A 25,508-nucleotide genomic window follows, 5' to 3' on the forward strand; every position below is an offset into this window, starting at 1 on the left:
ATGCGCGCTGCTGCCCTGTTCCTCTGCACCATGGCCCTTTTCGGCCAGGCTCCGGTGTCTCCGGCGGAACGCCTGGCCGAAACAGCTCTGGCCTTCGCCCAGGCCGAGGCTGCGAAGTTGGGTGGCGAGCATAGCTTCAAGGTGGCCCAGCCACCCCGGGTGCCCATGGTGCAGCCCGGAGAACTGGTGTTTGAAGCCACCCATATCAGCAAGCGCGAGCCCTTGGGCCGGTTCTTCGTGGTGGTGGCCTACAAGGTGAACGGCGAACGGGTGGGCGTCACCCGGGTGGATCTGGAAGGCAAGTGGGTGGGCACGGTGTTGCGCGCCAAGGGCGACCTGACCCGGCAGACTGAGCTCACAGCGGAACAAGTCGAACCCAGTCCCTTCGAGGGGGTTCCCCCGGAGGGCGCCCTGACTGAAGTGCCCGAGGGGCAGCGCCTCATGAGATCCGTCGTGTCGGGCAAGATCCTGACCCGGGCCGACCTGGAAGCGATTCCGCTGATCCAGTCCGGGGACAAGGTCCGCCTGACAGCCACCCACGAGGCCCTGACGGTCACGGTGGAAACCACGGCCCGCAGCCGGGCGGGGTTGAATGACCGGGTGCGTCTGGAGGCCCCGGGGGCCCGTCGGCAGGTGACGGGCATCGTCACGGGCCCGGGCGAGGCGCGGCTCCAGTAGACGCGAATCACAGGATCTTTGCTTGGCCGGAGTGGCATTCGACCCTATTCTGGACCCTTGCGCTAGGAGGAGCCCATGGCTCACGAACACGGTCCGGATTGCAACCACGATCACGACGATTCCTTCGAAATCGAAGTCGTTGAGCTCGAAGACGAGAATGGCGAAAAGGAAGAGTTCGCGATCCTGGAAGAGCTCGAATTCGAGGGCCGCAACTTCGCCATCCTGGCGCCGCTCGCCGAGCTGCAGGCCCAGGAGGAAGGCACTGCGGATCCCGAGGCTGGTCTGAGCCTGGAGATCTTCGAGGTGAAGGACGACATGTTCACGCCCCTCGAGGATGAAGAACTGGCCGAGCGCCTCATGAAGCACCTCGACGAGCAGGAAGCCAAGCTGAAGGCCGAGGAAGAGAAGGACTGACAAGCCCTCCTCATGGTTGTTCCGGGCCCCCGGTCCTTCGGGGGCCCGGTTCTGTACCCTGGCTGGCCAGGGCCTGTTTCAAAGTGGGGCGCCTCCGTCCCCAACAGAAAGGGCCCCCCATTCGCGCCAGCATGCCGTTGATCCCAGGGATGAGTGCCGAGGCCCGCTGGCGCGGCCGGATGGCCCTTACCTGCCGCGGGCCGTGGCTTTTTCTGCTTTGATGGAGCCATGCCATCCCCATTCACGTGTCTTCTGGCCCTCGCCTCTTTGGCTTCTTCCAGTGTGTGCGCGGGCCCCAAACCCGAACTCAAGGCGAAATCGTTCCTCCTGTTCGCGGGCACCTACACCCAGAAGGAGAGCAAGGGCATTTACGCCTGGCGGTTCAATGCCGCCACGGGCGAGGTCGAGGCCCTTGGCCTCGCGGCGGAAACCGTGAACCCCTCTTTCCTGGTGCTGCATCCCAACGGGAAAACTCTCTACGCCGTGAACGAGGTGGATTCCTTTCAGGGCCAGAGGAGCGGCGCCGTGAGCGCCTTCAGCGTGGACCGGGCCACCGGCCGTTTGGCCCTTCTGAACCAAGTGGCAAGCGGAGGGGCCGATCCCTGTCACCTGGCCCTGGATCGAAGCGGGCGGCACCTCTTCGTGGCCAATTACACGGGCGGCAGTGTGGCCGTGCTGCCCCTCGAGATGGACGGCCGTCTGAAGGAAGCCTCCGACCTCGTGCAGCACGTGGGCACGGTGGTGGATCCCAAGCGCCAAGGCGCGCCGCACGCCCATGCCGTCACCTTGTCACCGGATGAACGCTTCGCCTTCGTGACCGACCTGGGGCTGGATCGCATCTTCAGCTACCGATTCGATGCCACCAAAGGAACCTTGAGCCCGAATGAAGTGCCCTTCGCCCGCGTGGCGCCGGGAGCGGGGCCGCGACACTTCACGTTTCATCCTGCGGGGCGTTTGGCCTATGCCATCAATGAACTCCAGTCCTCCGTGACGGCCTTTGCCTTTGATCCGAAGTTGGGCGCCCTGCTGGAACTCCAAACCACCTCTACGCTGCCCGCCGAGGCCAAAGGTGAGAATGACTGCGCAGAAATCCTGATCCATCCCAATGGGAAATTCCTGTACGGATCCAACCGCGGCCATGACAGCCTGGCAGTCTTCGGGATCGGCCCAGGCGGGCTTATTTCACCCCTGGAGTACGTGCCCACCGGAGGCCGTACGCCGAGGCACTTCGCGATGGATCCCACCGGGGCCTACTTGTTTGCCGAGAATCAGGCGTCCAATAACGTCGTCCTGTTCCGGGTCGACGCCAAGACCGGACGCGTCACCCCCACCGGGAAAACTTTCTCCGTGGGGGCTCCCGTGTGCCTGACATTCATGAGCCTGGACTGAGACCGCGACGCGGCAGTGTCGTAACCTGGATGCATGCCGCTTGACGCTGTTTCGCTTCCTGGCCGAGTAATGTTCCTTACGGAGGATCCGGGGAAGATCCTCCGCCAGCTGGCCGGAGATGATTTGGAGCTGGCGGAGGCTCTGCCGCTGCGCGATCAGATCAGCACCGATGAGATCACGCCGGCCTTCATCTGCTATCACTTCGACGAAAAGCTGGGGGACTTTCCCTACCTGGGCCTGAAGTGCGGGGACACGTTTCCGCTGAAGGAGGGCAGCGTGCGCGCGGGCGGATTTTCCGTCAGCGTGGCGGGCAGGCGCCGGGGCAAGGGCAGCAGCCGCGAAGCGAGCCCCTATGCGGAGCTGTGCGCAGGCATCCGTCTGGTGATCGCCGAAAGCTTCGAGCGCATCTACCGTCAGAACGCCCAGAACCTGGGCCTGCTCACCAGCACGGACTTCGGCTTGATCCCGCGCATCCGCCGTGGTGAAACCATCCCTCTGGCTGAATTCACCGCGGGCCTGGATGCGGTCACCGCCGAGATCGTCCGGCGCGGGGGTCTCTTTGCCTACAACGCTGCACGGTTGGCGGGCGAGGTGGCGCCCCCGCTGCCGGAGCACGTCCACCGACCCATGACCTATGCAGAGAAGCTGCTGGCCCGGCAGGCGGTGGTGGATGCGACACGGGGTCGGATCGGTCTCGCCTCGGTGAGGCCAGGCGACGGCCTCTTCGTGCAGGCGCACTGGCGCTTCAGCCACGAGTACGTGACCCCCATGGCCGCGAGCTTCCTGGAGAAGGCCCTGGGGCCTGATGTCACGCTGCGCGATCCGGCCAGCATCCTCGCCTTCCGGGATCACCTCACCTTCCTGCACCACAGCATGAAGGCGGAGCACCGCGCCATGGGCCTGCTGACGGTGGCGGAACGTCTGAAGCCGGCGCAGGAATCCTTCTGTGCCAAACACGGCATCCGACTCCACGGCGAACTGGCGGATGGTTCTGGCAGCGAAGGCATCTGCCACGCCATCATGGCGGAGCGCTACGCCTGCCCAGGCCAGGTGGTGGTGGGCACGGATTCCCACACCCCTCACGCGGGCGCTCTGGGGTGTCTGGCCTTCGGGGTGGGCACCACGGACATTGCCTGCGCCTGGGTGACCGGGGATGTGCGCGTCACCGTGCCGCCCACGCTGCGGGTGCGCCTGAACGGGCGCCTGCGCGCTGGCGTATCCGCCAAGGACATCGTGCTCCACTTGCTGGCCCAGCCCCTCATCCGCGAAGGCGGCGCCATCGGCCACGTGATGGAGTACCAGGGTGAGGCCCTGGTGGATCTCGACACCGATGAGCGCGCCACCCTCACCAACATGGCGGCGGAGATCGGCGGTTTCACTGGGCTCATCGCCCCGGATGAGGAAACCCTGCGCTTCATCGAAGAGCGACGGGGCGTGCGGCTGGCGCTGGAGCCGTGGATGCAGGGCGATGAGGGGGCCGAGTACGCGCACACCCTGGAGGTGGATTGCGCCGCGCTGGGGCCCATGCTGGCGCGGCCCGGCGACCCTGGGAATGGCGTGGCCCTGGCCGATCTGTCGGAGCCGGTGCCCATCCACATCGCCTACCTGGGCAGTTGCACCGGGGGCAAGCGCGAGGACCTGCGGCGAGCCTACGACGTGGTGCGCAGCGCCGCAGCCGAGGGGCGCCGCGTGCCCGAGGGTGTCCAGTTCTTCGTGCAGTGCGGCAGCGAGGAAGTGCGCCGCCACGCGGTGGCGCAGGGCTGGATGGCGGCCTTCGAGGCCGTGGGGGCCATCGTGTTGGGCAGCTCCTGCGGGGCCTGCATCAACGCGGGGCCCGGCGTGTCCACCCATCCCGACCAGGTCACCATCAGTGCCATCAACCGGAACTTCCCGGGCCGCAGCGGCCCCGGCCAGATGTGGCTGGCCAGCCCCGCGACGGTGGCCGCCAGCGCCCTCGCTGGGCACATCGTGGGGGCCTGATCTCGAAAGCCCTGGGAACATTCGCGGCGGGCCAGCTAAGGTGGAGGACCGGCTTTTGACATGGGCCGGTTCCGGAGACCTTGCCATTCATGAGAATCCTCAGCCTAGCCACCATGGTCCTCGCTTCGGGTTGGGTGTGGGCCGACACGCCAGATACGAGCCCTGCGACTCCCGACGCGGTGACCGCGGGGCGGTCGCAGACCTCCGTCCAGATGGATTCTCCGGCGGATCCGGATCGCTTCGGCAACCTGCCAAGGTTGGTTTGGGATGATGCGGGCCGTGTGGTCACGGCCCCGGCCCGGTGGGACTCATCGGACTGGCTGAAGGCCGGAGGCGCGGTGTTGGCGATTGGAACCGCCCTGGCGCTGGACCGCTCCACCGAACAGGAGATGGCCAAGCACCGCACCGCCTCCGCCGATCGCTTCGCCAAGGCCGTGCAGAACCTCGGTGGCACGCCCAGCGTGCTCATCGCCGGAGGTACCTGGCTGGCGGGCGTGGCCTTCAAGGACCCCGAGATCCGCGCCACGGGGGTCGATACCATGGCCACCATGGGCATCGCCCAGCTGCTCCTGGCCATTCCGCTGAAGGAAATCACAGGCCGGTCCCGGCCCTCGGCGGACAAGGGCACCCACGACTTCCATCCCTTTGGCGGTGGTCAATCCTTCCCCTCGGGGCACACCACTCAGGCCTTCGCGCTGGCTTCGGTCCTTGCCGAGCATGCGGATACGCCCTGGGTGTCGGGCCTGAGCTACGGCCTGGCGGGCCTGGTGGGCGTGGCCCGCATCGAGCAGCGCCAGCATTTCCTGTCCGATGTGGTGGCCGGTGGCCTCATTGGCACCTTCGTGGGCAAGACCGTGGTCCGCTACAACCAGTCCCGCCGCAGCGACGCCGGGTCCAAGCTGGCCATGAGCTTCACGCCGATGATCCAGCCCGGAGGCTACGGAGTCAGCCTCGCCCTGAAGTTTTGATAAACACTGACCCTCGGAGCCTGTCTAAGTCATGGGTGGGGGCCGCACTGGGGCGCCAGCCGAGGGAGGCAAGGAAGGCGACGAAGGCCCTGGCGGTTCCAGGGGCGAGGAGCCTGACGCTGCATCCCGACGGCTGCCGCCCCAGCCCGAAGGGTTGGCGGCAAAGGGGCCCCCATGCTGTGTCGGCGGGCTTGAACGGTGAATCTCACCGCCCTGCACCCGCCTCCGTGCCTGGAGGCCCTTTGCCGTCAATGCAGCCCCTATCGATGACTTAGACAGGCTCCAAGGAACGCGAGGAAGGTGCCCACGGCGCTGAGGCTGAACACCAGCACGGCTCCGGCGGCGCAGTCCTTGGCCACCTTGATGGCCGGGTGGATCTCAGGATGCAGGTGGTCGAGGGTCTGCTCCAGGGCCGTGTTCAGCAACTCGGCCCCCAGCACCAGGCCGCAATTCATCAGCAGCAGGGCCCACCAGAGCGGCGCGGGGCGCACCGCCACGAGGACCGCCACCACCCCCAGGGCCATCAGAGCCTGCGAGCGGAAGCTGGCCTCCTGCCGCCAGGCGCTGCGGATGCCCTGGAGGCTGTAGGAGAGGCGATGGTGGAAGGGCTGGTTCTTCATGCGGACCCTTGCGGCGGGAAGCCCCCATTGTGACACCGGAGGTTCCAGAGCCCAGGGCTGCGCTTCCCGCGGAATCTGTGTGAATCTGGGAAGCCGGTGACCTGACCTTCCTCTTCGAGCGCCCCATGTTTGATCCCGTCCTAACTGCCCGCTACCGCGCCCTGCTGTTGACGGGCCTAGCGCGCGAAGGCGCGCCCGCTCTGGAGTCCAGCTCCAGAGTTCTGGTGGTGGACGTGGCCCGCCAAAGGCTGGGTCTGATCGAAGCTGGCCAGTTGGTGTTCGAGGCGGTCATCTCCACGGCCCGCAATGGCCTGGGGTGCGAAGAAGGCTCGTACCGCACGCCCACGGGCTGGCATCGCATCCATGCGCGCATCGGTGCGGGCGCGGAGCCGGGCAGCGTTTTCCGCAACCGGGTGGCCACGGGCGAAGTCTGGCGGGGAGAGGCCCGAGAGGAGGATCTGATCCTCACGCGCGTGCTCACCCTGGATGGACAGGAAGAGGGCTGGAATCGCGGCCCTGGGCGGGATTCCCTGGAGCGCTTCATCTACATGCACGGCACCAACCAGGAGGGGCAGCTGGGCACGCCCGTGTCCCACGGCTGCGTGCGCCTGGGCAATGCCGAGGTGCTCGACCTGTTCGACCGGGTGGCCGAGGGGGACCTGCTCCTCATCGCCGAAGGAACGCCAGGGGATGGCCTGGGGCTTGGGCGATTGCACTTCGCTGGAGTCGGAGGCAGCGGCATGAGCGCCCTGGCCCAGTTCGTGGCGATGAAGGGCGGCCGGGCCAGCGGCAGCGACCGCAGCTTCGACCGGGGTGAACGAACGGAATCCCGAGCGCAGCTGGAAGCCCTGGGCGTGGCCATCCATCCGCAAAATGGTTCAGGCCTGGAAGGGGACTGCTCGGCCCTGGTGGTGTCCACCGCCGTGGAGGAGGATGTGCCCGATGTGGCTGCGGCCCGGCGCCTGGGCGTGCCCGTGCTGCACCGCTCAGAGTTGCTGGCCCATCTGGTGGCGCGGTACCGCACCGTGGCGGTGACGGGCACCAGCGGCAAGTCCAGCACCGTGGCCATGATCTTCGAGATCCTGCGCGGCGCCGGCCGCGACCCTTCCATCATCACCGGCGGCGATCTGGTGGCGCTTCAGCGCCAAGGCCTGTGGGGCAACGCCTGGGCAGGAGCCTCGGACCTGCTGGTCATCGAGGCCGATGAAAGCGATGGCTCCGTGGTGCGCTACCACGCCGCGGTGGGCGTGCTGCTGAACCTGCAGCGCGACCACAAGGAAATGGAGGCCGTGGCCGAGATGTTCCGGACCTTCCGGGTCCAGGTGCGAGAAACCGCGGTGGTGGGTGAAGCGGAGAACCTGCGGGCATTCGCCGGAGGCAGTCTGGTCTTCGGGTTTGGCGAAGGGGCGCAGCTTCGCACCGAGGGGCTTTCGCTTGGCGCGGAAAGCTCCGCTTTCCGCGTGAGGAATACAGACTTCCGTTTGCCGGTGCCAGGGCGGCACAACGTCGAAAACGCCTTGGCGGCCATCGGAGCCTGCATGGCGCTGGGCGTTCCCCTCGAAGCCATGGTGGAGCCGCTCTCGGCCTTCCAGGGCGTGGCCCGCCGCTTCCAGGTGTTGGGCACCCGGGCCGGCGTTACCGTGGTGGATGACTTCGGCCACAACCCGGCCAAGGTGGCGGCCTCCATCCGGGCGGCCCACTTGCGCCTGGCCGCTGCGGGCGGGCGCCTGCTGGCGGTGTTTCAGCCACACGGTTTCGGCCCCCTGAAATTCCTGCGGGCGGATTTCGTGGAGAGCTTCTCCGCCGAGCTGCGCGCCCAGGACCGGCTCTGGTTCCTGGATGTGTTCTACGCCGGTGGCACCGCCGCCAAGGACATCAGCTCGGGCGACGTCATCGGCGATCTGGTGGCGCGGGGGGTTCAGGCCGAGCACGCCCCATCACGGAAATGGCTGGTGGAGCGACTCGCCGCCGAGGCGAGGGAAGGAGACCTCATCCTGATCATGGGGGCGAGGGATCCCTCCCTGACGGACCTGGCCAAGGGCATTCTGGCCGCCTTGCCCGGTGGCGGTTCGGAGTAGCCTGGAGGCATGGAACCCCTCACCCTCCGCGCCGTCATGGCCGCGCTCCGCAAGCCGGAGTCGGGCTGCCCCTGGGATCTGAAGCAGGATCATCAGACCCTGGCCAAGTACCTCCGCGAGGAGGCTGCCGAAGTGCTGGAAGCGCTGGCCGCGCATCGGCCCTTCGACGAAGCCACCGAGATGCACCTCTGCGAGGAGCTGGGCGACCTGTGGCTGCAGATCGCCTTCCACGCCCAGCTGGCGGCGGATCGCGGCGCCTGGGACATCCATGACGTGGAGCAGGCCGTGGTGGAGAAGCTGGTGCGGCGCCACCCCCATGTCTTCGGAGAGGTGGCCGTGGAGGGCGCGGAGGGCGTGCTCACCAATTGGGCCGCCATCAAGCGCGAAGAGAAGGGCCTCACCGAGGCCACCGAGCCCCGCCTGCTGGAGGGCATCCCGGCCACCTTATCGCCCATGGACGAGGCCCTGGAGATCGGCCACCGCTGTGCCAAGGTGGGCTTCGAGTGGCCCGATCTGGAAGGCGTGCTCGACAAGGTGAAAGAAGAAGTCGCGGAGCTGCAGGCGGAATCCGATCCCGTGCGGGTGGAGGAGGAATTCGGTGATGTGCTTTTCAGCCTCATGCAGTGGGCGCGGAAGAAGGGCGTGGATCCCGATGCCGCGCTCCGGCGCCAGATGCGGCGTTTCAAGGTGCGCTTCCAGGCCGTGGAAGACGATGCCCGGGCCGCAGGAGGCTGGGAGCACCGGAACCTCGATCAGATGGAAGCGGCCTGGCAGGCGGCGAAACGGAAGGGGAAGGAGTGATGGTTTTGCTCTGGCTGTCCCAGCCCGGGGCCCAGCCGCCCCTGGGCTTCTTGCTGATCTTCATCCCCCTGGTGTTCCTGGGAGCCACCTGGATCAGTAACCGCCTGCTGGGAATTCCGGCCATGTATCGGGATTGGCCCGCGGACCGGACCGATCCCATCGAGCGGAACGTGGGCTGGCAGCAGGTGGAGTTCGGCGCCTTCCGCGGTCACTGCCCCATGTCCATCAAGTTCGGTCAGCGCTGCCTGCACCTCAAACAACCCTTTCCCTTCCAGCCGTTCTACTGGCTGGGCCCGGCCTCCATCCCCTGGAGCGAGGTGCGGCTGGAGAAGGCGCCTTCGGACCGTTGGTGGGCATTCCTCAGTGCCGCAGAATTCCGCCTCGGGGCAGGTGGGCGGATGATCCGGTTGCGGGGCAAAGCCGCGCGCGCACTCATGGAGCGGGTGAAGGGCGCTCCCGGCGGACAAGGACCGGGCCACAGGCCGCCAGTGGTTTCGGGGACCATCCGGCCGCGCTGAGTTGGCCCTTTTTCCTGGTTTGTGGCTCCCCGGGTCAGGCGAAGAGTTTGGACAGGCCGAAGGCGACGACGGTGGAAGTGCTCACACCGATGAGGCCGGGGATCATGAAGCTGTGGTTGAGGAGATACTTCCCGATGCGCGTGGTGCCGGTGCGATCCATGTTGATGGCGGCCAGATCGCTGGGGTAGAACGCGAAGAAGAAGTAGGCGTAGCTGGCGGGGATGAGGCCCAGCAGCAGCGGCGTGGGCAGGCCCAGGGCGTAGCCGAAGGGCAGCATGATGGTGAGGGTCGCGGCCTGACTTTTCACGAAGGCCGACACGCAGAACATGGCGATGGCGAAGGTCCAGGGGGCATGCTGCACCATGGCCTTGATGTTGGCGATGAGGTAGCCCTCGTTGGCCTTGATGAAGGTCTCGCTCATCCAGGCGATGCCGAAGATGGACACCACCGCGATCATGCCCGCGATGAAGACGCTGGAGCGGGCGATATCGGGCGCCTTCACCTTGGTGGCGAAGAGGATGAACGAGCCAAAGGCCAGCATGATGATCTGCACCACGGTGGTCATGGGCACCGGCTTGCCGCCCACCAGGGGCAGCAGGGCGGGCTTCAGTGCGATGACGACGATGCTGATGACGCCGGCGAAGAAGAGGGCCACGGAGAGCTTGGCGGTGAAGGGGATCTCAAGGCCCAATGTGCTCACGTTGGCGTCCAGCGCCTTGGCGAATTCGGGATCCTTCATGCGCTCGAGGAACTCGGGATCCTCGTCCAGCTCCTTGCCCCGGTTGTAGCTCCAGGCCGCGGCGGCCAACACGCCGATGAGGCCCGCGGGCAGGGTGATGCGGATGATGTCGAAGAGGCCCACGGGATGGCCGTTCTTGGCGGCCATGGCCAGGAAGGTGGTGACCGCCGCGGCCACGGGGCTGGCGGTGATGCCCATCTGGGAGGCCACGCTGGAGATCGCCATGGGGCGCTCGGGGCGGATGCGCGTTTTCAGGGCCACATCCGAGATGACGGGCAGCAGCGCGTAGACCGCGTGGCCGGTGCCCACGCAGACGGTGAGGAGGAAGGTGGAGAGCGGCGCCAGGATGGTCACCTGTTTGGGGTGGGCCCGCAGCACGCGCTCTGTGAGCTGCACCAGGTAGTCGAGGCCGCCGGCCACCTGCAGCGTGGCCGAGGCCGTGACCACGGCCAGGATGATGAGCATGACGTCGATGGGCGGCACACCCGGAGCCACCCGGAAGCCCAGTACCAGCACGGCCACGCCCAGGCCGCCAATGAGGCCCAGGGCCACGCCGCCCTTGCGGATGCCGATGAGAATGGCACCCAGCACCAGCAGGAATTGAATCCAGAACATCAGGGCAGGGGACATGGCCGGTTCTCCTTGATTCGTGATGGATCTGGCTGGAATGGGGGAATCGTAGCAGATGCTGAAATCGTGAATGATTCCGAAGAATCGCTTTTTTTAATTTCTTATGTGCGGGTTCGCGACGCATCGCGCGGGCAGCCTCCCCTGCGGGGGAACACGGAATCAGAGGTAGGATGACCTCGTGCTGCATCGCCTCATCTATTCCGACTGGGACCACCCTCCCGAATGCATGGCCTTCGAGGCGCCATACGAGGAGGTTCTGACCCAGATCCAGAACCTTCTCCCGGGCATCCTGGCCCGCAAGGATGAGGCCCTGGCCTCACCGGCCACCCTGCCTTCCGGCTACTGGGAGGATTGCGTCAGGCTCTACCTGCTCACACCGGCCCTGGTGAACATCGCCCTCAATTTCAAGGTCTGCGTGGAACAGGGCCTGCCCCTGCATCCGACCTACTACTTCGAGATCACCGAGGCCACGCGTTTCCAGGCCAAGTACCCCGAGCGCATGGTTCATCACACGAATGCCTTTTTCCTGGAATCCATCGAAGTGGCTCGCGCCCTCTACGGCCTTGAGGCCGATGCGGTGGCGCGGCTGGATCAGTTCGTTCGGGATCTGCCCGAGGTTGTGGCTGGGTTCATCTACACCAGCACCAAGGACAAATACACCTGGCGGGCCTCGAATCCCGCCAAAATCGTGGATCTGGCGGACCACATCCGGAAGCGGGTGTCCCCGACCCTGATCGTGGGCGCCGCCCATGGCTCCATTCTTTCGGGCCTCGTTCTGGCGAACCTCCTGAAGACTCCGCTCTACTTCATCCGCTTCTCCATGTTCAAGCGCAATGACCCGGCCCCGGTCATCGCGCCCAGTGACAGATCTTTCCTGGAGGCCTACCAGGCGGGCCCCGTCCTGCTCTTCGATGAGGATGTCGCCAAGGGCACCACGCTCACGAAGTTCACGGAAACGCTCCAGCCCTATTTCCGGGAATCCTACACAGCCAGCGTGCTGAGGCACGCCCTCTCGCCCTGTGCACCGGATTTCGTGGGACGCGCCTGGCACGACTGACGACGACCGCCTGCGGGGCGGCCGCCTGGCAGGTTAGGATGGCCTTCTGGATGCGACCTTGAACCCACTTCCCTTCCATCTGGTCACCCTCACCCACCCGGAGTGGGAGCAGGCCCTGCATTGCGCCAAACACCTTGGTGAGGATGCGCTGCCGGAATTGCGCCTGGATCTCTTTCCCGATGCCGATCCCGAAGCCCTGGTGGATGCCCTGAAGCGGCGTTGCCTGGTGACCTGCCGCCGGGTATCGGAAGGGGGCCGCTGGCCTGACGAGGATGAAGCCGGGCGCCTGGCGCACCTCTTCAAGGCCCTCAAGGGCAAACCGCAATGGATGGATCTGGAGTGGGACCTGCCCATTCCGCCGGAGATCGAAGCAGCCCGGACCCATGTGCGTCTGCTGCGCTCCATCCACGTTCCTCCCGGCACCTTCGATCTGGCTGAACGGCTGGACCGTCTGCCCGATGGAGAAGCCTTCAAGTGGGTGGGCTGGGCGAGGCGATTGGGTGACAACGGCCGGTTGAAGGCGCCGCTGGCCTGGGCCCGCAACCATGGTCTGCGTCTGTCAGCCTTCCTCATGGGCCCCAAGGGCCTGCCCAGCCGGGCCCTGCAGTCGGTGTGGGGCGGAGCCTTCACCTACGCGGCCCCGGATGATGGCCCCGCCGCCGCTCCGGGGCAGTTGCCGCTGGCCACCCTGCGGGCCTGGCGTTCCGCCAAACTGCACCCGGGCCATGGCCTTTGCGGCGTCATCGGCGATCCCGTGCTCCATTCGCGGGGCCCGGCCTTCCACAACCCGCGTTTCCAGGCCGCCTTCAAGGATCTGCTCTACCTTCCCCTGGTCTGCGGCGAGGCCTCCGAAGCGCTGGAGGCGCTGGACGCCCTCGACATCCTGGGCCTCAGCATCACGGCTCCCTTGAAGCTGGCGCTGCCCGAGGCCCTGGGCCTGCAGGGCCCCCTCAACACCCTCTGGCGCCGCTCGCCGGGCGCGCCCTGGCAGGGCGCCAACACCGATGCCGAGGCTTTTGAACAATCACTGTCGCATCTGGAGTCGGGGCCAGTCCTGCTGCTGGGCGAAGGGGGCGTGGCCCGCACCAGCCTTGCCGTGCTGGAAGGTGCGGGGCGGAAGGTGCTCCAGGCATCACGCCGCCTGCCGATCACGCCGGAGGCCGTGGCGGCGTTCGCACCGGTGGGCCTCGTGCAGGCCACCAGTTTGGGCATGAACGCGGAGGATCCGGCGCCATTCCCAGAATTGTTGGAGGCTTCCCGGGGCAGCGCCCGGTGGGCCGTGGAGTGGATCTACAAGGAGGACACCGCCTTCGCCCTGTGGTCACGGGAGGCCAACCTGCAGGTGGTGGCCGGGGCCGCGCTCTTCGAGGCCCAGGCCGAAGCCCAGAGCCGCCGCTTCATCGCAGGCTGCGGCGGGGTGTAGAGCGGTTCTTGGGGCAATCCCTGGAGCGGGACAGTCCAGTCTGCTTTTCCATCCCCGCGCTGTTACCTTTCAAGGCATGGACCTCTTGCTGGTCGAGGACAAGGACAGCTTCCGGCGCCTGCTGAGCCAGGCCCTGGCGGATACGGACTGGACGGTGAAGGCCGTGGCCGATCCCCAGGAAGCGCTGCGGGCCCTGGAGGCGGCGTCCTTCCATGTGCTGGTGACGGATCTGCGGTTGCCCGGCATGAGCGGCCTCGAGCTGATCCGCCGCGCCCGCCGCCTGCATCCGACCCTGCGTGTGGTGCTCATGTCCGCGTTCGGTGAGCCCAAAGACATCGTGGAGGCCATGCGTTTGGGCGCGGACGATTTCCTCCCCAAGCCCTTCGATCTGGACGCCTTCCAGGCCCTGCTGGATCGCCTTCGGGCCCTGGTGGGTGCCCCCTCGCCTGACCCCGCCGAACCCTGGATCGCCCACAGCCCCGCCATGCAGGCCCTGGAAACCGCCCTGCGGCAGGCGGCGGCCTCCGCGCTGCCCGTGGTGTTTCGGGGCGAACCCGGGGCCGGGCGGGAACGCTGTGCCCGTCGCCTGCACATCCTCCGCCAGCCGACGGCGCCCTTTCTGAGCCTGGCGGCCGCGACCCTCGGGCCGGAGGGCCCTGATCCCCGCACCCTGAAGTTGCTGGAAGGCGGGAGCCTGCTCCTCACCGGATTGGAGCACCTGTCCGCCACCGCGGCGGGCCCCTTGGCGCGGGCCATGGATGGTGAGTCCGGCAGTCGCATCGCCTGGATGGGCAGCGTGGATGTGGTGGGTCGGTTGGCTCCCGACCTCGCCCAGCGCCTGGGTTCCCTCGAACTCCGGGTGCCTTCACTCCGGGAACGGCGGGAGGATCTGCTGGCGCTCACCCGCCTGCTGCTCGATCAGGCCGCCCGGCGGGAAGGGCGACCCTCGCCCTGGTTGGAGCGCTCTGCCGAACGCCAGCTGTTGGCCTACGACTGGCCGGGCAATGTGCGGGAGTTGGAGGTGCTGGTGGGGCGCACTGTTCTCTTCGCACAGGGCCAGGCCATCCGCAGTTTCCCGGGCCTGGGATTGGGCGTGACCGCGCCTTTGTGTCTGCCCTGGCCAGAGTCCGGGGGGCTTGAAAGCATGCTGAAGACCGTGGCCCATGCGGCCGAATCCCAGTTGCTGCAGCGGGCCCTGGGCGAAGCCGGGGGGGATTTGACGAAGGCGGCAGAAAAGCTGGGGTTGACGTTGCGGACCCTGGCTCAGCGCTTGCGGGACCACGCCATTCCTTTGGAAGATGGTGATAGCCCGCTGCCTCGGAAGGCACCATGACTCAAGCTCCGACTCAAGTTCCGCCTGTCCTTGTTCCCCCGGTTCGCAGTCCGGAGGGAATCCGTCCCGCCGCGCGGGCCGGACTGGCTGCGCTCCAGGCCGTGGTGGTGGGGAAGGAAGCCCAGGTGCGGCGGGCCTTCGCCGCCATGCTGGCGGGTGGCCACGTGCTGCTGGAAGACCTGCCCGGCGTGGGGAAGACCACGCTGGCCAAGGGGCTCTCCCGCATTCTGGGTGGCACGTTCCAGCGGGTGCAGGGGACCAACGATCTGCTGCCGTCCGATCTGCTGGGAGTCCATCTCTGGGATGCCAAAGAGCAGAGCTTCCGCTTCCAGCCAGGGCCCGTGTTCTGCCATGTGCTGCTGCTGGACGAGCTGAACCGCATTGGCCCCAAGACTCAGAGCGCCATGCTGGAGGCCATGGTGGAGGGGCAGGTCACCCTGGATCGCAGCACCCACAAACTGCCCGAGCCCTTCTTCGTCATCGCCACGCAGAACCCTCTGGATCACGCGGGCACCTTCCCCCTGCCGGAAAGCCAGCTGGACCGCTTCTCCTGCACCATCCACCTGGGCTATCCCGATCGGGCCGCCGAACGGCTCATCCTCACGGGCGAGGCAGGGGCCGAGCGGCTGGATTCCCTTTCCCCGGTTCTGGATCTGGAAGGCTGGCGCCAGGCCCGCACGGCGGTGCATCGCGTTCAGGTGGCGGAACCGGTGCTCGACTATGTGGAGCGCATGGTGGAGCGCATCCGCTCCGGGGGTGGCTTCTGCTCCACCCGGGCCGCCAAGCATTGGATCGGCCTGGCGCAGGCCGAGGCCTGGCTGGAGGGCCGCGACTTCATCACCCCCGATGACCTGCAGCGGACCCTCACCGACACCATGGCCCACCGGGGCAGCCTGGATGACCGCCGCCTCAATCGCAGTGAACGGCGCGAGCAGCTGACCCGCCTCTTGAAGGAGCTGCCCGTGGGGTGGGCGCCTTGAGACACGACGAGTCGGTCGGCCAACTGGTGCGGGAGGCCCGGGAAGCGAGGGGCCTCAGCCGGGAGGATCTGGCCAAGGAACTCAAGCTGCCCCTGCGCCACCTGGAGGCAATCGAGGCCGATGACTGGGTGTCCCTGCCACCCGGTCGGCCCCGGCCCTTGGCGCGTCAATTGGCAGATCGCCTGGGGGTCGACCTGGAGTTCCACACGGGGGCTTTCCAGATCGTGCCTGGTGTGCGGGAGCTGGATCCTCCGGATCCCCGCCAGGAGCGCCTGGAGCGGGTGGTGATGGGCGCGTTGACCGCGGCTTCGGTGCTGGTGGTGCTCTGGCTGGTGGTGCCCGGTCCAAGCCTGGGCCGCAAGCCCGCGCCGAACCCCCTCGCTGCGCTGAGCAAGCCCAGCCTGCCGCCGCCTCCCGCGCCCTCGGCCTCACCCTTCCCAGTGCTGGGCGAGCTGTTGCCCGAGGTCCCCTTGAACGAGCAGGGTGCCCTGGTGAGCCTGCGCGCGATGGATACCTGCAACGTGAAGATCGAGTCAGAAGCGGAGCACGGCGGCCAGCCCCTGGTGCGCACCCTGCGCGTGTCCGAGCCCTGGCGCCTGCGTGTGAAGGGGCCGTTCCTGGTGCAGCTGGACAATGCCGGGGTGGTGAATGTGGAGGTGGCGGGTCGCCGCATCGCCCATGGGCAGAACGTTGGCGCAACCTGGTCGGGCCGCTTCGATGCCGAAGGCCATTGGCTGAGGCCCGCCCCGCCGAACCTCCCTGAAGGGGCTCCCGCGCCCGTTGATGATGAAACCGAAGGCGGTATCAAGCCATGACCATGCATCCCATCGTCGACCGTTTTCTCAAGGGTGAACTGCCCGAGCCCATGGCCATGGCCCTGGTGGGGGGCAGCCTGCCGGTGCCCTCCTTGGATCTGCTTCAAGCGCTGGCCCACGCCACCCTGAGCGAATCGAAGTACGCCCAGAGAGCCCTGGATTTCTTTGCCACCATGCCGGAATCCATGGTGAGCGGCGTGGTGGCCGAACCTCTGGATCCCCCGACACCGCTGCAGCTTGTGCTTTGCCACCGCAAGGAGCCGACGCTGCTGGAGACAGCGCTGCTGAATCCCAGCCTCACGCCGGACATCGTGGAAGCCTCGGTGCCCAGCCTGCCGGGCGGAAGCCTCGAGATCGTACTGAACAACCAGAAGCTATGGCTGCAGCGCCCCCGCATCCTCGACCTGCTGGAAGAGCATCCCGAGGGCGAGTACGTCATCAAGCGCCGCGTGAATGAATTCCGCTTCGACATCCTGCGCCTCATCCCCGAAGAGGTGAAGAAGGAGCGGCTGGAGATCATCGATGAGGTGGAGGCGGGCCGCCTGGACCGCGCCTGGTCCGAGCTGCCGCTGCCCAAGGAAAAGAGTAAAGAGGAAGCCGACGCCGAGAACGAAACGGAGGAGATGGCCGCCGAACGTCGCCTGCAGGAGATGAGGCCCCCCCTTGATGACGAAGGGAACGAAATCAACATGACACTCACCCAGCGGGTGATGCGCCTCAGCACCAACCAGAAGATCATGCTGGCCATCAAGGGCGGGAAGGAGGAGCGCACCCTGCTCATCCGCGAGGCCAACCGGCTCATCCAGGTGAACGTCATCCGCAACGGCCGCATCGGCGAAGGCGAGGTGGCCTACATCGCACAGATGCGCACGGTGAACGAGGAGGTTCTGCGCATCATTTCCAACAGCCGGGAATGGATGAAGAAGTATCCCATCACGAAGGCCCTTGTGATGAACCCCCGCACGCCGCTGCCCGTGGCTTTGACCCACTTCAAGCGACTTTATGAGGCCGATATGAAGCTGCTCATCAAGGACCGCAACGTGCCTGAGCTGCTGCGCAGAGAGGCCAAGCGATTGGTGGAAATGAAGTCCAAGGGCAAGGGTTAGCCGAAGGCGATGTCTGCACTGTTCTTCGCCACGATGCGCGGGCCGAAGCTGACGATGTTGGACAGGGTGGCGTTATGGTGGGCCCGGATCTGCGCCGCGGACGCGTGCTCCTTGTCGTGGGTGGTGTGGGCGTCCGCCGCCAGCAGCACCGGGTAGCCCAGCGCCGCCGCCCGCCGCACGGTCGTGTCCACGCAGAATTCGGAAGCGTAGCCGCAGATCACCAAATCCGTGACGCCCCATTGGGTGAGCAGGTCTTGAAGGCCCGTGCGGAGAAAGGAATCCGGGGTGCGCTTGCGGATGACTTCGTCTTCCGCATCCACCACCAGACGCTCCTCCAGCTGCCAGCTTTCGGTGCCGTGGACGAGCGAACCTTCCGGGCGCTCATGCTGCACGAAGACCACGGGCACTCGAGCGGCGCGGGCCTGGGCGCTGAGGAGGTTGATCCGGTCCACCACCGCATCCGCCTCGAAAGGTCTGGGAGCAGGGTCGAAGAGGCCGCGCTGGACATCGATGATGAGGAGGGCTTGGCTCATGGCTCAAGGATAGCCTGGCGGATGCGCCCGGCCGGTCCAGGCAACCCGGTCCTCCGTCGCGCCGAGGACTGCAGGCAAGGCGTGATCCCAGAGGGGTGAATGCCATCAACCTGGAAGGCTTGTTCCCGTAACATGTGCCTGCTCAATGGAGGTTTGCCATGTCCCGTTGGTACGTCCCTTGGCCCATCCACCTGTTCTGCGTCATGCTTCTGTCTCCCGCCTTGGCGGCCGGATCTTTGGCCATCGTGGATGTGACCGTGGTGCCCATGAAGGGGCAGGCCGTCTTGCCCCATCAGACCGTGCTGATCGAGGGAGAGCGCATTGCATCCCTGGGGCCAGTGGGCAGTTTGCGGGTTCCGGCGGATGCCCAGGTGGTGGATGGCCGGCATCGGTACCTTCTTCCTGGGCTGGTGGACGCCCATGTCCACCTCTGGGGGTATTCCCGGCAGGGCGCCGGAAGCCGTCGCGCTGAGCGCCAGATCCTGGCGTTGCTGTTGGCCCATGGGGTGACCACGGCGGTGGTCATGGAGGGCTCGCCGGATACCCTTGCGCTGCGAGAGGCGGTAAAACGGGGCGAGGTGCGCGGCCCCAGGCTGTTCACCGCCGGGCCTCTGTTGCAGATGGAACATTCGGGGGAACTGCCCGGAAGGCTCACGTTCACCACTCCCGAGGCGGTGACAGCCGAAGTGACGCGGGAGAAGGCCGCTGGATTCGATTTCGTGAAAGTGCATGGCGCCCTTCCGCCCGAAAGCTACGAGGCGCTGCTGCGCACGGCCAAATCCCTGGGGCTTCCCGTCATCGGACACATTCCCGACAACCTCGGGCTGGACCCAGTGCTGGCCGGGGGCCAGCGGCAGATCACCCATGTGGAGTCCTTTCTCCAGGGCTACTTCGAGTTCAACCGGTCCCTTCCCACGGATCCTGCCGAGGCAGATCGCATGATGCGCGAGGTGGCCCGCCGCACGCGGGAGGCCGGAACCTTCGTGGCGCCCACGCTTTCTGTGTTCCGTCAGATCATCACCCAGATCGCCGAATTGGATCGTCTTCTGACCCGGCCGGCGATGGCCTACCTCCCCCCTGAATCCTCGGCGGATTGGCAGCCCGGTGTGAACCCGTACGTGCGGAACTGGACCTTGAAGGACATCCCGCAACTGGCCCGTCAGTTCGCTTTCATGCAGCGCCTGACCCGGGCCCTGTCCGAGGCTCGGGTTCCCCTGCTCATGGGAACTGACAACATGGTGCCTTGCCAGTTGCCCGGCTACGCGCTGGAGGATGAATTCGCGGAGCTGCATGCGGCAGGGTTGAGTCCGTACCAAATCCTGCTAAGCGCCACCCTGGAGCCCGCACGCTTCCTCGGCCAGGAAAAGGATCTCGGCACCGTGGAAGCCGGGAAGGTGGCCGATCTGCTCCTGGTGAACGCGGATCCGCTCGAGAACGCCCAGCACGCCTTTTGCCGGGCTGGCCTCGTGCGCCAGGGGCAGTGGATCCCCGAGGCAGACCTGCAAGCCGCCGTGGCCCGGGGAGCCACCGCCTGGGCTCCGGCGGCGCCTCCGAGACGGAGTGGCCTGCAGGGTCAACCTTGAAGCAGTGGCATCGGCAGGCTTTCTCTGCCTCCCCGCGATCTCAATCCTCGTCTTTGATGTCAAGGAAACGGCCCGCGGAAGCGGGCCGTTTGCAGTGGAGCGGGCGATGGGGATTGAACCCACGACATCAAGCTTGGGAAGCTTGCGTTCTACCACTGAACTACGCCCGCGGCAGGGGTTCATCCTAGCGCAACTGGAGGCCGGGGCCAACCCGCAGCGCCACTCTTTATCTACCGTTGCAGGGAATCCGATAAAGGAAGGGCTGCCTTGGCGGCGGGACGGGCAGGGCGGTTCCGCCGGGATGAAGGCGGCGCCACGCCCCGAGGGAGTGCGCCAATGCCCACCCAACCCCGTTTGATTCCCACGCCCCAGGCTGGGGGCCTGGATGCCCCCCACATCCTCGAGGCCTTCGCCCATCGGATGATGTACTCGATCGCCAAGGACCAGCACACCGCCAGCGATTTCGACGTGTACCAGGCCCTGGCCTTCGCGGTGCGCGACCGGGTGATGGAGCGCTGGTTCAGGACCCAGAGCACCTACTACCACCGGGACGCGAAGCGGGTCTACTACCTGTCCCTGGAATTCCTCATGGGACGGGCCCTCACCAACAATGTGATCAACCTCGGCGCCGGGGATGCCTACACCGAGGCCATGGGGCAGCTGGGCTTCCGGCTGGAGGACATCGCCGAACAGGAATGGGATGCGGGCCTGGGCAACGGTGGTCTGGGCCGTTTGGCGGCCTGCATTCTGGATGCGGCGGCCACGCTTGAGCTGCCTTTCTACGGCTACGGCATCCGATATGAGTACGGCATCTTCCTCCAGAAGATCATCGATGGGCGGCAGGTGGAGTTTCCCGATGGCTGGCTGCGCTATGGCAATCCCTGGGAGATCCAGCGGCCGGACGCCATCTTCCCGGTGCGATTCTATGGCCACACCCAGGGCCACCTCGACGCTGAAGGCCACTACCGCGTGACCTGGCGGGACACCCAGGATGTCTGGGCCATGGCCTTCGACACGCCCGTGGCCGGCTACCGCAACGGCAGCGTGAACACGCTGCGCTTGTGGTCCGCCAAATCCAGCCGAGAGTTCGATCTGGCCCGCTTCAACTCCGGCGAGTACGTGCGGGCGGTGGAGGACAAGACCGTCTCCGAGAACATCTCCAAGGTGCTCTATCCGGCTGACGATCAGAGCGCGGGGAAGGAACTGCGCCTGAAGCAGCAGTACTTCTTCGTATCGGCCACCCTGCAGGATGTGGTGCGCCGGTTCAAGAAGCGGCCCAGCTGGCAGTGGGAGGAATTGCCGGACAAGGTGGCCATCCAGATGAACGACACCCATCCGGCCCTGGTGGTGCCCGAGCTCATGCGGGTGCTGGTGGATCAGGAAGGGCTGGGCTGGGATCTGGCCTGGTCGCTCACCCAGCAGGTCTGCGCCTACACCAACCACACCATCCTCCCCGAGGCCATGGAAGTGTGGCCCATGGAGCTCTGGCGCCGGTTGCTGCCTCGCCATGTGGAAATCGTCGAAGAGATTGATCGTCGGTTCCGTCTGACGGTGCGCGAGCGTTATCCCTTCGATGACGCCAAGCTGCATCGCCTCGCCATCGTGGAGGATGGCCACAGCGTCCGCATGGCCAACCTCGCCATCGTGGGCAGCCACTCCGTCAACGGCGTCGCCCAGCTCCACACCGACATCCTGAAGGCCTCCACCTTCGCAGAAATGAATGAGCTGTTCCCGGGCCGCATCAACAACAAAACCAACGGCATCACGCCGCGGCGCTGGCTGCTGAAGTGCAACCCCGGCCTGGCCGCGCTGGTGACGGAGGCCATCGGTGAAGGTTGGATCAAGAACCTCGACGCCCTGCGGGGCCTGGAGCCCTTCGCCCAGAATGCAGCGTTCCGGGAGCGGTGGACGCGGGTCAAGCGCTCCAACAAGGAGGCTCTCGCCAGCTGGACCGAGCGGAATGAGGCCATCAGCCTCGATCCCAGTTTCCTCTTCGATGTGCAGGTGAAGCGCATCCACGAATACAAGCGGCAGCTGCTGAACCTGCTGCACGTGGCCACGCTCTGGAATCGCCTGCGGGATGGCATCGATACCGGCGCGCCCCGGGCCGTGCTCATCGGCGGCAAGGCCGCGCCCGCCTACTGGGCGGCCAAGCAGATCATCCACCTCACCCACGCCATGGCCCGGGCTATTCAGGCCGATCCGGCGGCGAGGGGACGCCTCAGCCTGGCCTTCCTGCCCAACTACCGCGTCTCCCTGGCGGAGGTGATCTTCCCGGCGGCGGAGCTGTCCGAGCAGATCTCCACGGCTGGCACCGAGGCTTCAGGCACCGGCAACATGAAGGCGGCGCTGAATGGCGCCCTCACCATCGGTACCCTCGATGGCGCCAACGTGGAGATCCGCGAAGAGGTGGGCGAGGCCAACCTCTTCATCTTCGGGCACACGGCAGAAGGCATCGTGCGCCTGCGGGACACGGGCTATCGGCCGCGCGACTGGGCCCAGGGCAACCCCGAACTGCGGCGCGCCATCGACACCATCAACGCCCTTGAAGGGGGCCTGTTCCAGCCTCTGGGTCAGGCCCTGCTGGACTCAGACCACTATTTTCACTGCGCGGATTACGCCGCCTACGTGGAGGCCCAGGAACGGGTCTCAGCCACCTATGCGGATCCGGCCGAATGGGCCCGAAAGTCCATCCTCTACGTGGCGGGCATGGGAAAATTCTCCATCGACCGCACGGTACGGGAATACGCTCGAGACATCTGGAATGCGCCCTTTGTACCGGTCCCGCTCACCTGATTCATCCTTTTGCAAGGAACGCCGCCATGTCGAACAGCATCCGCCGCATTGCCATTTCCACTGGTGGCGGCGACGCCCCCGGCCTCAATGCGGTGATTCGCGCCGTGGTCATCGCCGCGGCAAACCGGGGCTGGGAGTGCTACGGCATCCGCGAGGGGTTCAACGGCATTCTGTTTCCCGAACGCTTCGCCGAGGGCGGGCTCATGCGCCTGACGCGCGAACGTGTGCGGGGCATCGGCCACCTGGGCGGCACCATCCTGGGCACCACCAACAAGGGCAATCCGCTGCATTTCCCCATCAAGATGCCCGATGGCACGATGCGCGAAGTGGATCGCACGGATGAGATTCTCGAGTTCTTCGCTCGCAAGGAGCTGGATGCGCTGGTCTCCATCGGTGGCGACGGCTCCCTGACCATCGCCAACGTCCTGCATCAGAAGGGGCTCAAGGTGGTCGGCGTGCCCAAGACCATCGACAACGACCTCGACAAGACCGCCACCACCTTCGGCTTTGACACCGCCGTGGCCTTCGCCACGGAGTGCGTGGATCGCCTGCACAGCACCGCCGAGAGCCACCAGCGGGTGATGGTGGTGGAAATGATGGGTCGCTACGCGGGCTGGATCGCCCTGAATTCAGGGATTTCCGGCAGTGCCCACGCCATCCTCATTCCTGAAATTCCCTTCGACCTGGACAAGGTGGCAGCCAAGATCCGCCAGCGGGACCAGGAGGGGCGGATGTACTCCCTGGTGGTGGTGGCCGAGGGTGCCAATCCCACCCACGGCCATCGGGCCGTCATTGAGCAGGCGGGGGTGGGCCACGCCGAGCGGTTGGGGGGCATCGGCGAGTGGGTGGCCAAATCCCTGCAGGAGCTCACAGGCAAGGAATCCCGGGTGGTGGTGCTGGGGCACCTGCTGCGGGGCGGCAGCCCCACCAGCTTCGACCGCCTGGCGGCCCTGCGCTTCGGCGCTGCCGCCGTGCGAGCTCTGGACGAGGGCCACAGCGGCATCATGGTGGCCCTGGCCTTCCCGAACGTGAACTACGTGCCCCTGGAAGAGGTGGCGGGCCGCATGAAGGCCGTGCCGCTGGACTGCGACATCCTGCAGACAGGACGCGACTTGGGGATCTGTTTCGGCGATTCGTGATAGCCAGGGCGAAATTCCCTTTCGCAGGAATCCACCGGCTTGGATAGCCTGGGAGTTGGTCTATTCGGAGGATCCATGCCCGTCGTCAATCCCGCCCAGTACGTCAAGATGCTGGAAAAAGCGAAACAGGAGAAATTCGCCTATCCGGCCTTCAACGTCACCTCGACGGAGACCGCCAACGCCGTGCTGCTGGGCCTCAAGACCGCTGGCGCCGACGGCATCATCCAGGTGTCCACGGGTGGCGCTGAGTTCATCAGCGGCCTGGGCGTGAAGGACATGGCCAAGGGCGCCATCGCCCTGGCGGACTACGTCCACTACATGGCCCAGTACTACGATGTGAACGTGGCCCTGCACACGGACCACTGCCACCCCAAGTACCTCGATACCTTCGTGCTGCCCCTCATCGCGGAGACCGAGGCCCGCCGCGCCGCCGGGCGCCCGAACCTGTTCAACGCCCACATGTTCGACGGCTCCGAGCTGGGCCTCTCCGACAACATCGCCCGCTCGTCCGAACTGCTGAAACGCTGCGCCGCCAGTGAGATCATCCTCGAGGTGGAAATCGGCGTGGTGGGCGGCGAGGAAGATGGCCACGACACCAGCAACGTGGGCAAGGACAAGCTCTACACCACCCCCGAGGACATGGTGGCCACCCACTCGGCCCTGGCCCCCATCGGCCGCTACATGCTGGCGGCCACCTTCGGCAACGTGCACGGCGTCTACAAGCCGGGCAACGTGGTGCTGAAGCCCAGCATCCTCCGCGACGGCCAGGCCGCCATCGCCAAGGCCTGCGGCGGCGCCAGCTCCCTGCTGGTCTTCCACGGCGGCTCCGGCTCCAGCCTCGAGGAGATCCACGAGACGCTGGACTACGGCGTGGTGAAGATGAACATCGACACCGACACCCAGTACGCCTTCACCCGCGCCATCGCCGATCACATGTTCAAGAACTACGACGGCGTGCTGAAGGTCGATGGCGAGGTGGGCAATAAGAAGACCTACGACCCCCGCCCCTACATGAAGAAGGCCGAGCAGAGCATGGCCGACCGCGTCATCCGCGCCTGCAACGATCTGCGCAGCGCCGGCAAGACCATGGGCAAGATCTAAAAAAGGAATTCACCACCAAGACGCTAAGGCACCAAGAAGAGGACGGGATTCCCTCGTCTTTATCTTGGTGTCTTTGAGTCTTGGTGGTGATCTTTCGGAGTCAGCCCAGGTAGGCCGAAATGACTCGCTCATCGCGGCTCAGCTCGGCGGGCGTGCCTTCCACGGCGATGCGGCCGCGCTCCATGACGTAGGCGTAGTCGGCCACTTCCAGGGCGCTCTTGGCGAACTGCTCCACCAGGAGGAGGGTGATGCCCTCTTCCTTCAGGCGGCGGATGGTTCGGAAGACTTCCTGCACGATGACGGGTGCAAGGCCCATGGAGGGTTCGTCCAGCAGCATGACCTTGGGCTGGGCCATGAGGGCGCGGCCAATGGCCAGCATCTGCTGCTCGCCACCCGACAGGGTGCCCGCCGCCTGCCTGGCGCGGTCCCGCAGCCGCGGAAACAGGTCGTAGACCCGATCCAGGTCCGCCTTGGCCCTGCTCTGGAAGCCGAAGAAGCGGGGCAGGCGACCATAGGCACCCAGGAGCAGGTTGTCCTCCACCGACAGAGGGCCGAACACTTTGCGGCCCTCCGGCGCGTGCGCCAGGCCCAGGCGCGCGATGCGGGAGGCATCCAGACCCTGCACCTCTTTGCCATCCAGCAGCACCTTGCCGCGGCTGGGTTTGAGGCCGCCGGAGATGGCGCGCATGGTGGTGGTTTTGCCGGCGCCGTTGGCGCCGATGAGGGCCACGAGGGTGCCCTGCTTCACCGCCAGCGTGGTGCCAGTGAGCACTTCGCTGGCGCCGTAGCCCGCATGGAGATCTTCCACCTGCAGCATGGCTGGCTCC

Annotated in this window: 22 protein-coding genes and 1 tRNA gene; 18 read left to right on the forward strand and 5 right to left on the reverse strand. The window is 66.3% G+C overall.

Going from position 1 to position 25,508, the window contains the following annotated elements:
- From flgA to Q9293_RS06430, 5 genes are all read left to right on the forward strand, one after another.
- Positions 1-678: a flagellar basal body P-ring formation chaperone FlgA gene (flgA, locus tag Q9293_RS06410; RefSeq protein WP_306251177.1), complete on the forward strand. Its 678-nt coding sequence runs from the start codon at positions 1-3 to the stop codon at positions 676-678.
- Positions 679-753: 75 nt separating this feature from the next.
- Positions 754-1,092, forward strand: coding sequence for a DUF1292 domain-containing protein (locus tag Q9293_RS06415; protein ID WP_306251179.1), 339 nt, complete (start codon positions 754-756; stop codon positions 1,090-1,092).
- Positions 1,093-1,320: 228 nt separating this feature from the next.
- Positions 1,321-2,481 (forward strand): lactonase family protein, encoded by a 1,161-nt coding sequence (locus tag Q9293_RS06420; protein WP_306251181.1) that lies wholly within the window; start codon positions 1,321-1,323, stop codon positions 2,479-2,481.
- A gap of 69 nt (positions 2,482-2,550) precedes the next feature.
- Positions 2,551-4,461: an aconitase family protein gene (locus Q9293_RS06425; protein WP_306251183.1), complete on the forward strand. Its 1,911-nt coding sequence runs from the start codon at positions 2,551-2,553 to the stop codon at positions 4,459-4,461.
- An 89-nt stretch (positions 4,462-4,550) separates the two neighbouring features.
- Positions 4,551-5,429, forward strand: a complete 879-nt coding sequence (locus Q9293_RS06430; RefSeq protein ID WP_306251185.1) for a phosphatase PAP2 family protein — start codon at positions 4,551-4,553, stop codon at positions 5,427-5,429.
- 260 nt (positions 5,430-5,689) lie between these two features.
- On the opposite strand, the gene Q9293_RS06435 is transcribed toward Q9293_RS06430, so the two are convergent.
- Entirely contained in the window at positions 5,690-6,049 is a 360-nt protein-coding gene (locus Q9293_RS06435) for a diacylglycerol kinase (RefSeq protein ID WP_306251187.1), read from the reverse strand.
- 125 nt (positions 6,050-6,174) lie between these two features.
- Here Q9293_RS06435 and Q9293_RS06440 point away from each other — a divergent pair, with 125 nt between their 5' ends.
- Genes Q9293_RS06440 through Q9293_RS06450 form a run of 3 tightly spaced genes read left to right on the forward strand, consistent with a single transcriptional unit; the run spans position 6,175 to position 9,446 of the window.
- Complete coding sequence (locus Q9293_RS06440) at positions 6,175-8,127, forward strand: L,D-transpeptidase family protein (RefSeq protein ID WP_306251189.1); 1,953 nt, start codon at positions 6,175-6,177, stop codon at positions 8,125-8,127.
- A gap of 9 nt (positions 8,128-8,136) precedes the next feature.
- Positions 8,137-8,928 carry a nucleoside triphosphate pyrophosphohydrolase gene (gene mazG / locus Q9293_RS06445; protein ID WP_306251191.1) on the forward strand — a complete coding sequence of 264 codons (792 nt, stop codon included), beginning with the start codon at positions 8,137-8,139 and terminating at the stop codon, positions 8,926-8,928.
- Positions 8,928-9,446 (forward strand): hypothetical protein, encoded by a 519-nt coding sequence (locus Q9293_RS06450; protein WP_306251193.1) that lies wholly within the window; start codon positions 8,928-8,930, stop codon positions 9,444-9,446. Before mazG ends, Q9293_RS06450 begins: the two co-directional genes overlap by 1 nt.
- 34 nt (positions 9,447-9,480) lie before the next feature.
- On the opposite strand, the gene Q9293_RS06455 is transcribed toward Q9293_RS06450, so the two are convergent.
- Positions 9,481-10,815, reverse strand: coding sequence for an anaerobic C4-dicarboxylate transporter (locus tag Q9293_RS06455; RefSeq protein WP_306251195.1), 1,335 nt, complete (start codon positions 10,813-10,815; stop codon positions 9,481-9,483).
- 178 nt (positions 10,816-10,993) lie between these two features.
- Between Q9293_RS06455 and Q9293_RS06460 the strand changes: the two genes are divergently transcribed.
- The 6 genes from Q9293_RS06460 (at position 10,994) to Q9293_RS06485 (ending at position 17,529) form a co-directional block, all read left to right on the forward strand.
- Positions 10,994-11,872 carry a phosphoribosyltransferase gene (locus Q9293_RS06460; protein ID WP_306251197.1) on the forward strand — a complete coding sequence of 293 codons (879 nt, stop codon included), beginning with the start codon at positions 10,994-10,996 and terminating at the stop codon, positions 11,870-11,872.
- Between the two features lie 58 nt (positions 11,873-11,930).
- The gene (locus Q9293_RS06465) at positions 11,931-13,295 is read left to right on the forward strand and encodes a type I 3-dehydroquinate dehydratase (protein ID WP_306251199.1); all 1,365 of its coding nucleotides are present in this window, start codon (positions 11,931-11,933) and stop codon (positions 13,293-13,295) included.
- Between the two features lie 76 nt (positions 13,296-13,371).
- Entirely contained in the window at positions 13,372-14,628 is a 1,257-nt protein-coding gene (locus Q9293_RS06470) for a sigma-54 dependent transcriptional regulator (RefSeq protein ID WP_306251201.1), read from the forward strand.
- The gene (locus tag Q9293_RS06475; protein ID WP_306251203.1) at positions 14,625-15,608 is read left to right on the forward strand and encodes a MoxR family ATPase; all 984 of its coding nucleotides are present in this window, start codon (positions 14,625-14,627) and stop codon (positions 15,606-15,608) included. The genes Q9293_RS06470 and Q9293_RS06475 overlap by 4 nt, the downstream gene beginning before the upstream one ends.
- Positions 15,605-16,423: a RodZ family helix-turn-helix domain-containing protein gene (locus Q9293_RS06480; protein WP_306251205.1), complete on the forward strand. Its 819-nt coding sequence runs from the start codon at positions 15,605-15,607 to the stop codon at positions 16,421-16,423. Before Q9293_RS06475 ends, Q9293_RS06480 begins: the two co-directional genes overlap by 4 nt.
- Positions 16,420-17,529, forward strand: a complete 1,110-nt coding sequence (locus Q9293_RS06485) for a hypothetical protein (RefSeq protein WP_306251208.1) — start codon at positions 16,420-16,422, stop codon at positions 17,527-17,529. Before Q9293_RS06480 ends, Q9293_RS06485 begins: the two co-directional genes overlap by 4 nt.
- Here the strand turns inward: Q9293_RS06485 and Q9293_RS06490 are convergent.
- Complete coding sequence (locus Q9293_RS06490) at positions 17,526-18,062, reverse strand: cysteine hydrolase family protein (protein ID WP_306251211.1); 537 nt, start codon at positions 18,060-18,062, stop codon at positions 17,526-17,528. The genes Q9293_RS06485 and Q9293_RS06490 overlap by 4 nt on opposite strands.
- Before the next feature lie 158 nt (positions 18,063-18,220).
- Here Q9293_RS06490 and Q9293_RS06495 point away from each other — a divergent pair, with 158 nt between their 5' ends.
- The gene (locus tag Q9293_RS06495) at positions 18,221-19,645 is read left to right on the forward strand and encodes an amidohydrolase family protein (RefSeq protein WP_306251213.1); all 1,425 of its coding nucleotides are present in this window, start codon (positions 18,221-18,223) and stop codon (positions 19,643-19,645) included.
- Between the two features lie 95 nt (positions 19,646-19,740).
- On the opposite strand, the gene Q9293_RS06500 is transcribed toward Q9293_RS06495, so the two are convergent.
- A tRNA-Gly gene (locus tag Q9293_RS06500) sits at positions 19,741-19,815 on the reverse strand.
- Positions 19,816-19,981: 166 nt separating this feature from the next.
- Here Q9293_RS06500 and Q9293_RS06505 point away from each other — a divergent pair.
- The 3 genes from Q9293_RS06505 (at position 19,982) to fbaA (ending at position 24,681) form a co-directional block, all read left to right on the forward strand.
- Positions 19,982-22,441 (forward strand): glycogen/starch/alpha-glucan phosphorylase, encoded by a 2,460-nt coding sequence (locus tag Q9293_RS06505; RefSeq protein ID WP_306251215.1) that lies wholly within the window; start codon positions 19,982-19,984, stop codon positions 22,439-22,441.
- Positions 22,442-22,467: 26 nt separating this feature from the next.
- Entirely contained in the window at positions 22,468-23,580 is a 1,113-nt protein-coding gene (locus tag Q9293_RS06510; RefSeq protein WP_306251217.1) for a 6-phosphofructokinase, read from the forward strand.
- 75 nt (positions 23,581-23,655) lie between these two features.
- Complete coding sequence (fbaA, locus tag Q9293_RS06515) at positions 23,656-24,681, forward strand: class II fructose-bisphosphate aldolase (RefSeq protein ID WP_306251219.1); 1,026 nt, start codon at positions 23,656-23,658, stop codon at positions 24,679-24,681.
- Positions 24,682-24,781: 100 nt separating this feature from the next.
- Here the strand turns inward: fbaA and Q9293_RS06520 are convergent, their stop codons facing one another.
- Complete coding sequence (locus tag Q9293_RS06520; RefSeq protein ID WP_372342203.1) at positions 24,782-25,498, reverse strand: ABC transporter ATP-binding protein; 717 nt, start codon at positions 25,496-25,498, stop codon at positions 24,782-24,784.
- Between the last annotated feature and the right edge of the window lie 10 nt (positions 25,499-25,508).

Source organism: Geothrix sp. PMB-07 (assembly GCF_030758935.1).
GTDB lineage: Bacteria > Acidobacteriota > Holophagae > Holophagales > Holophagaceae > Geothrix.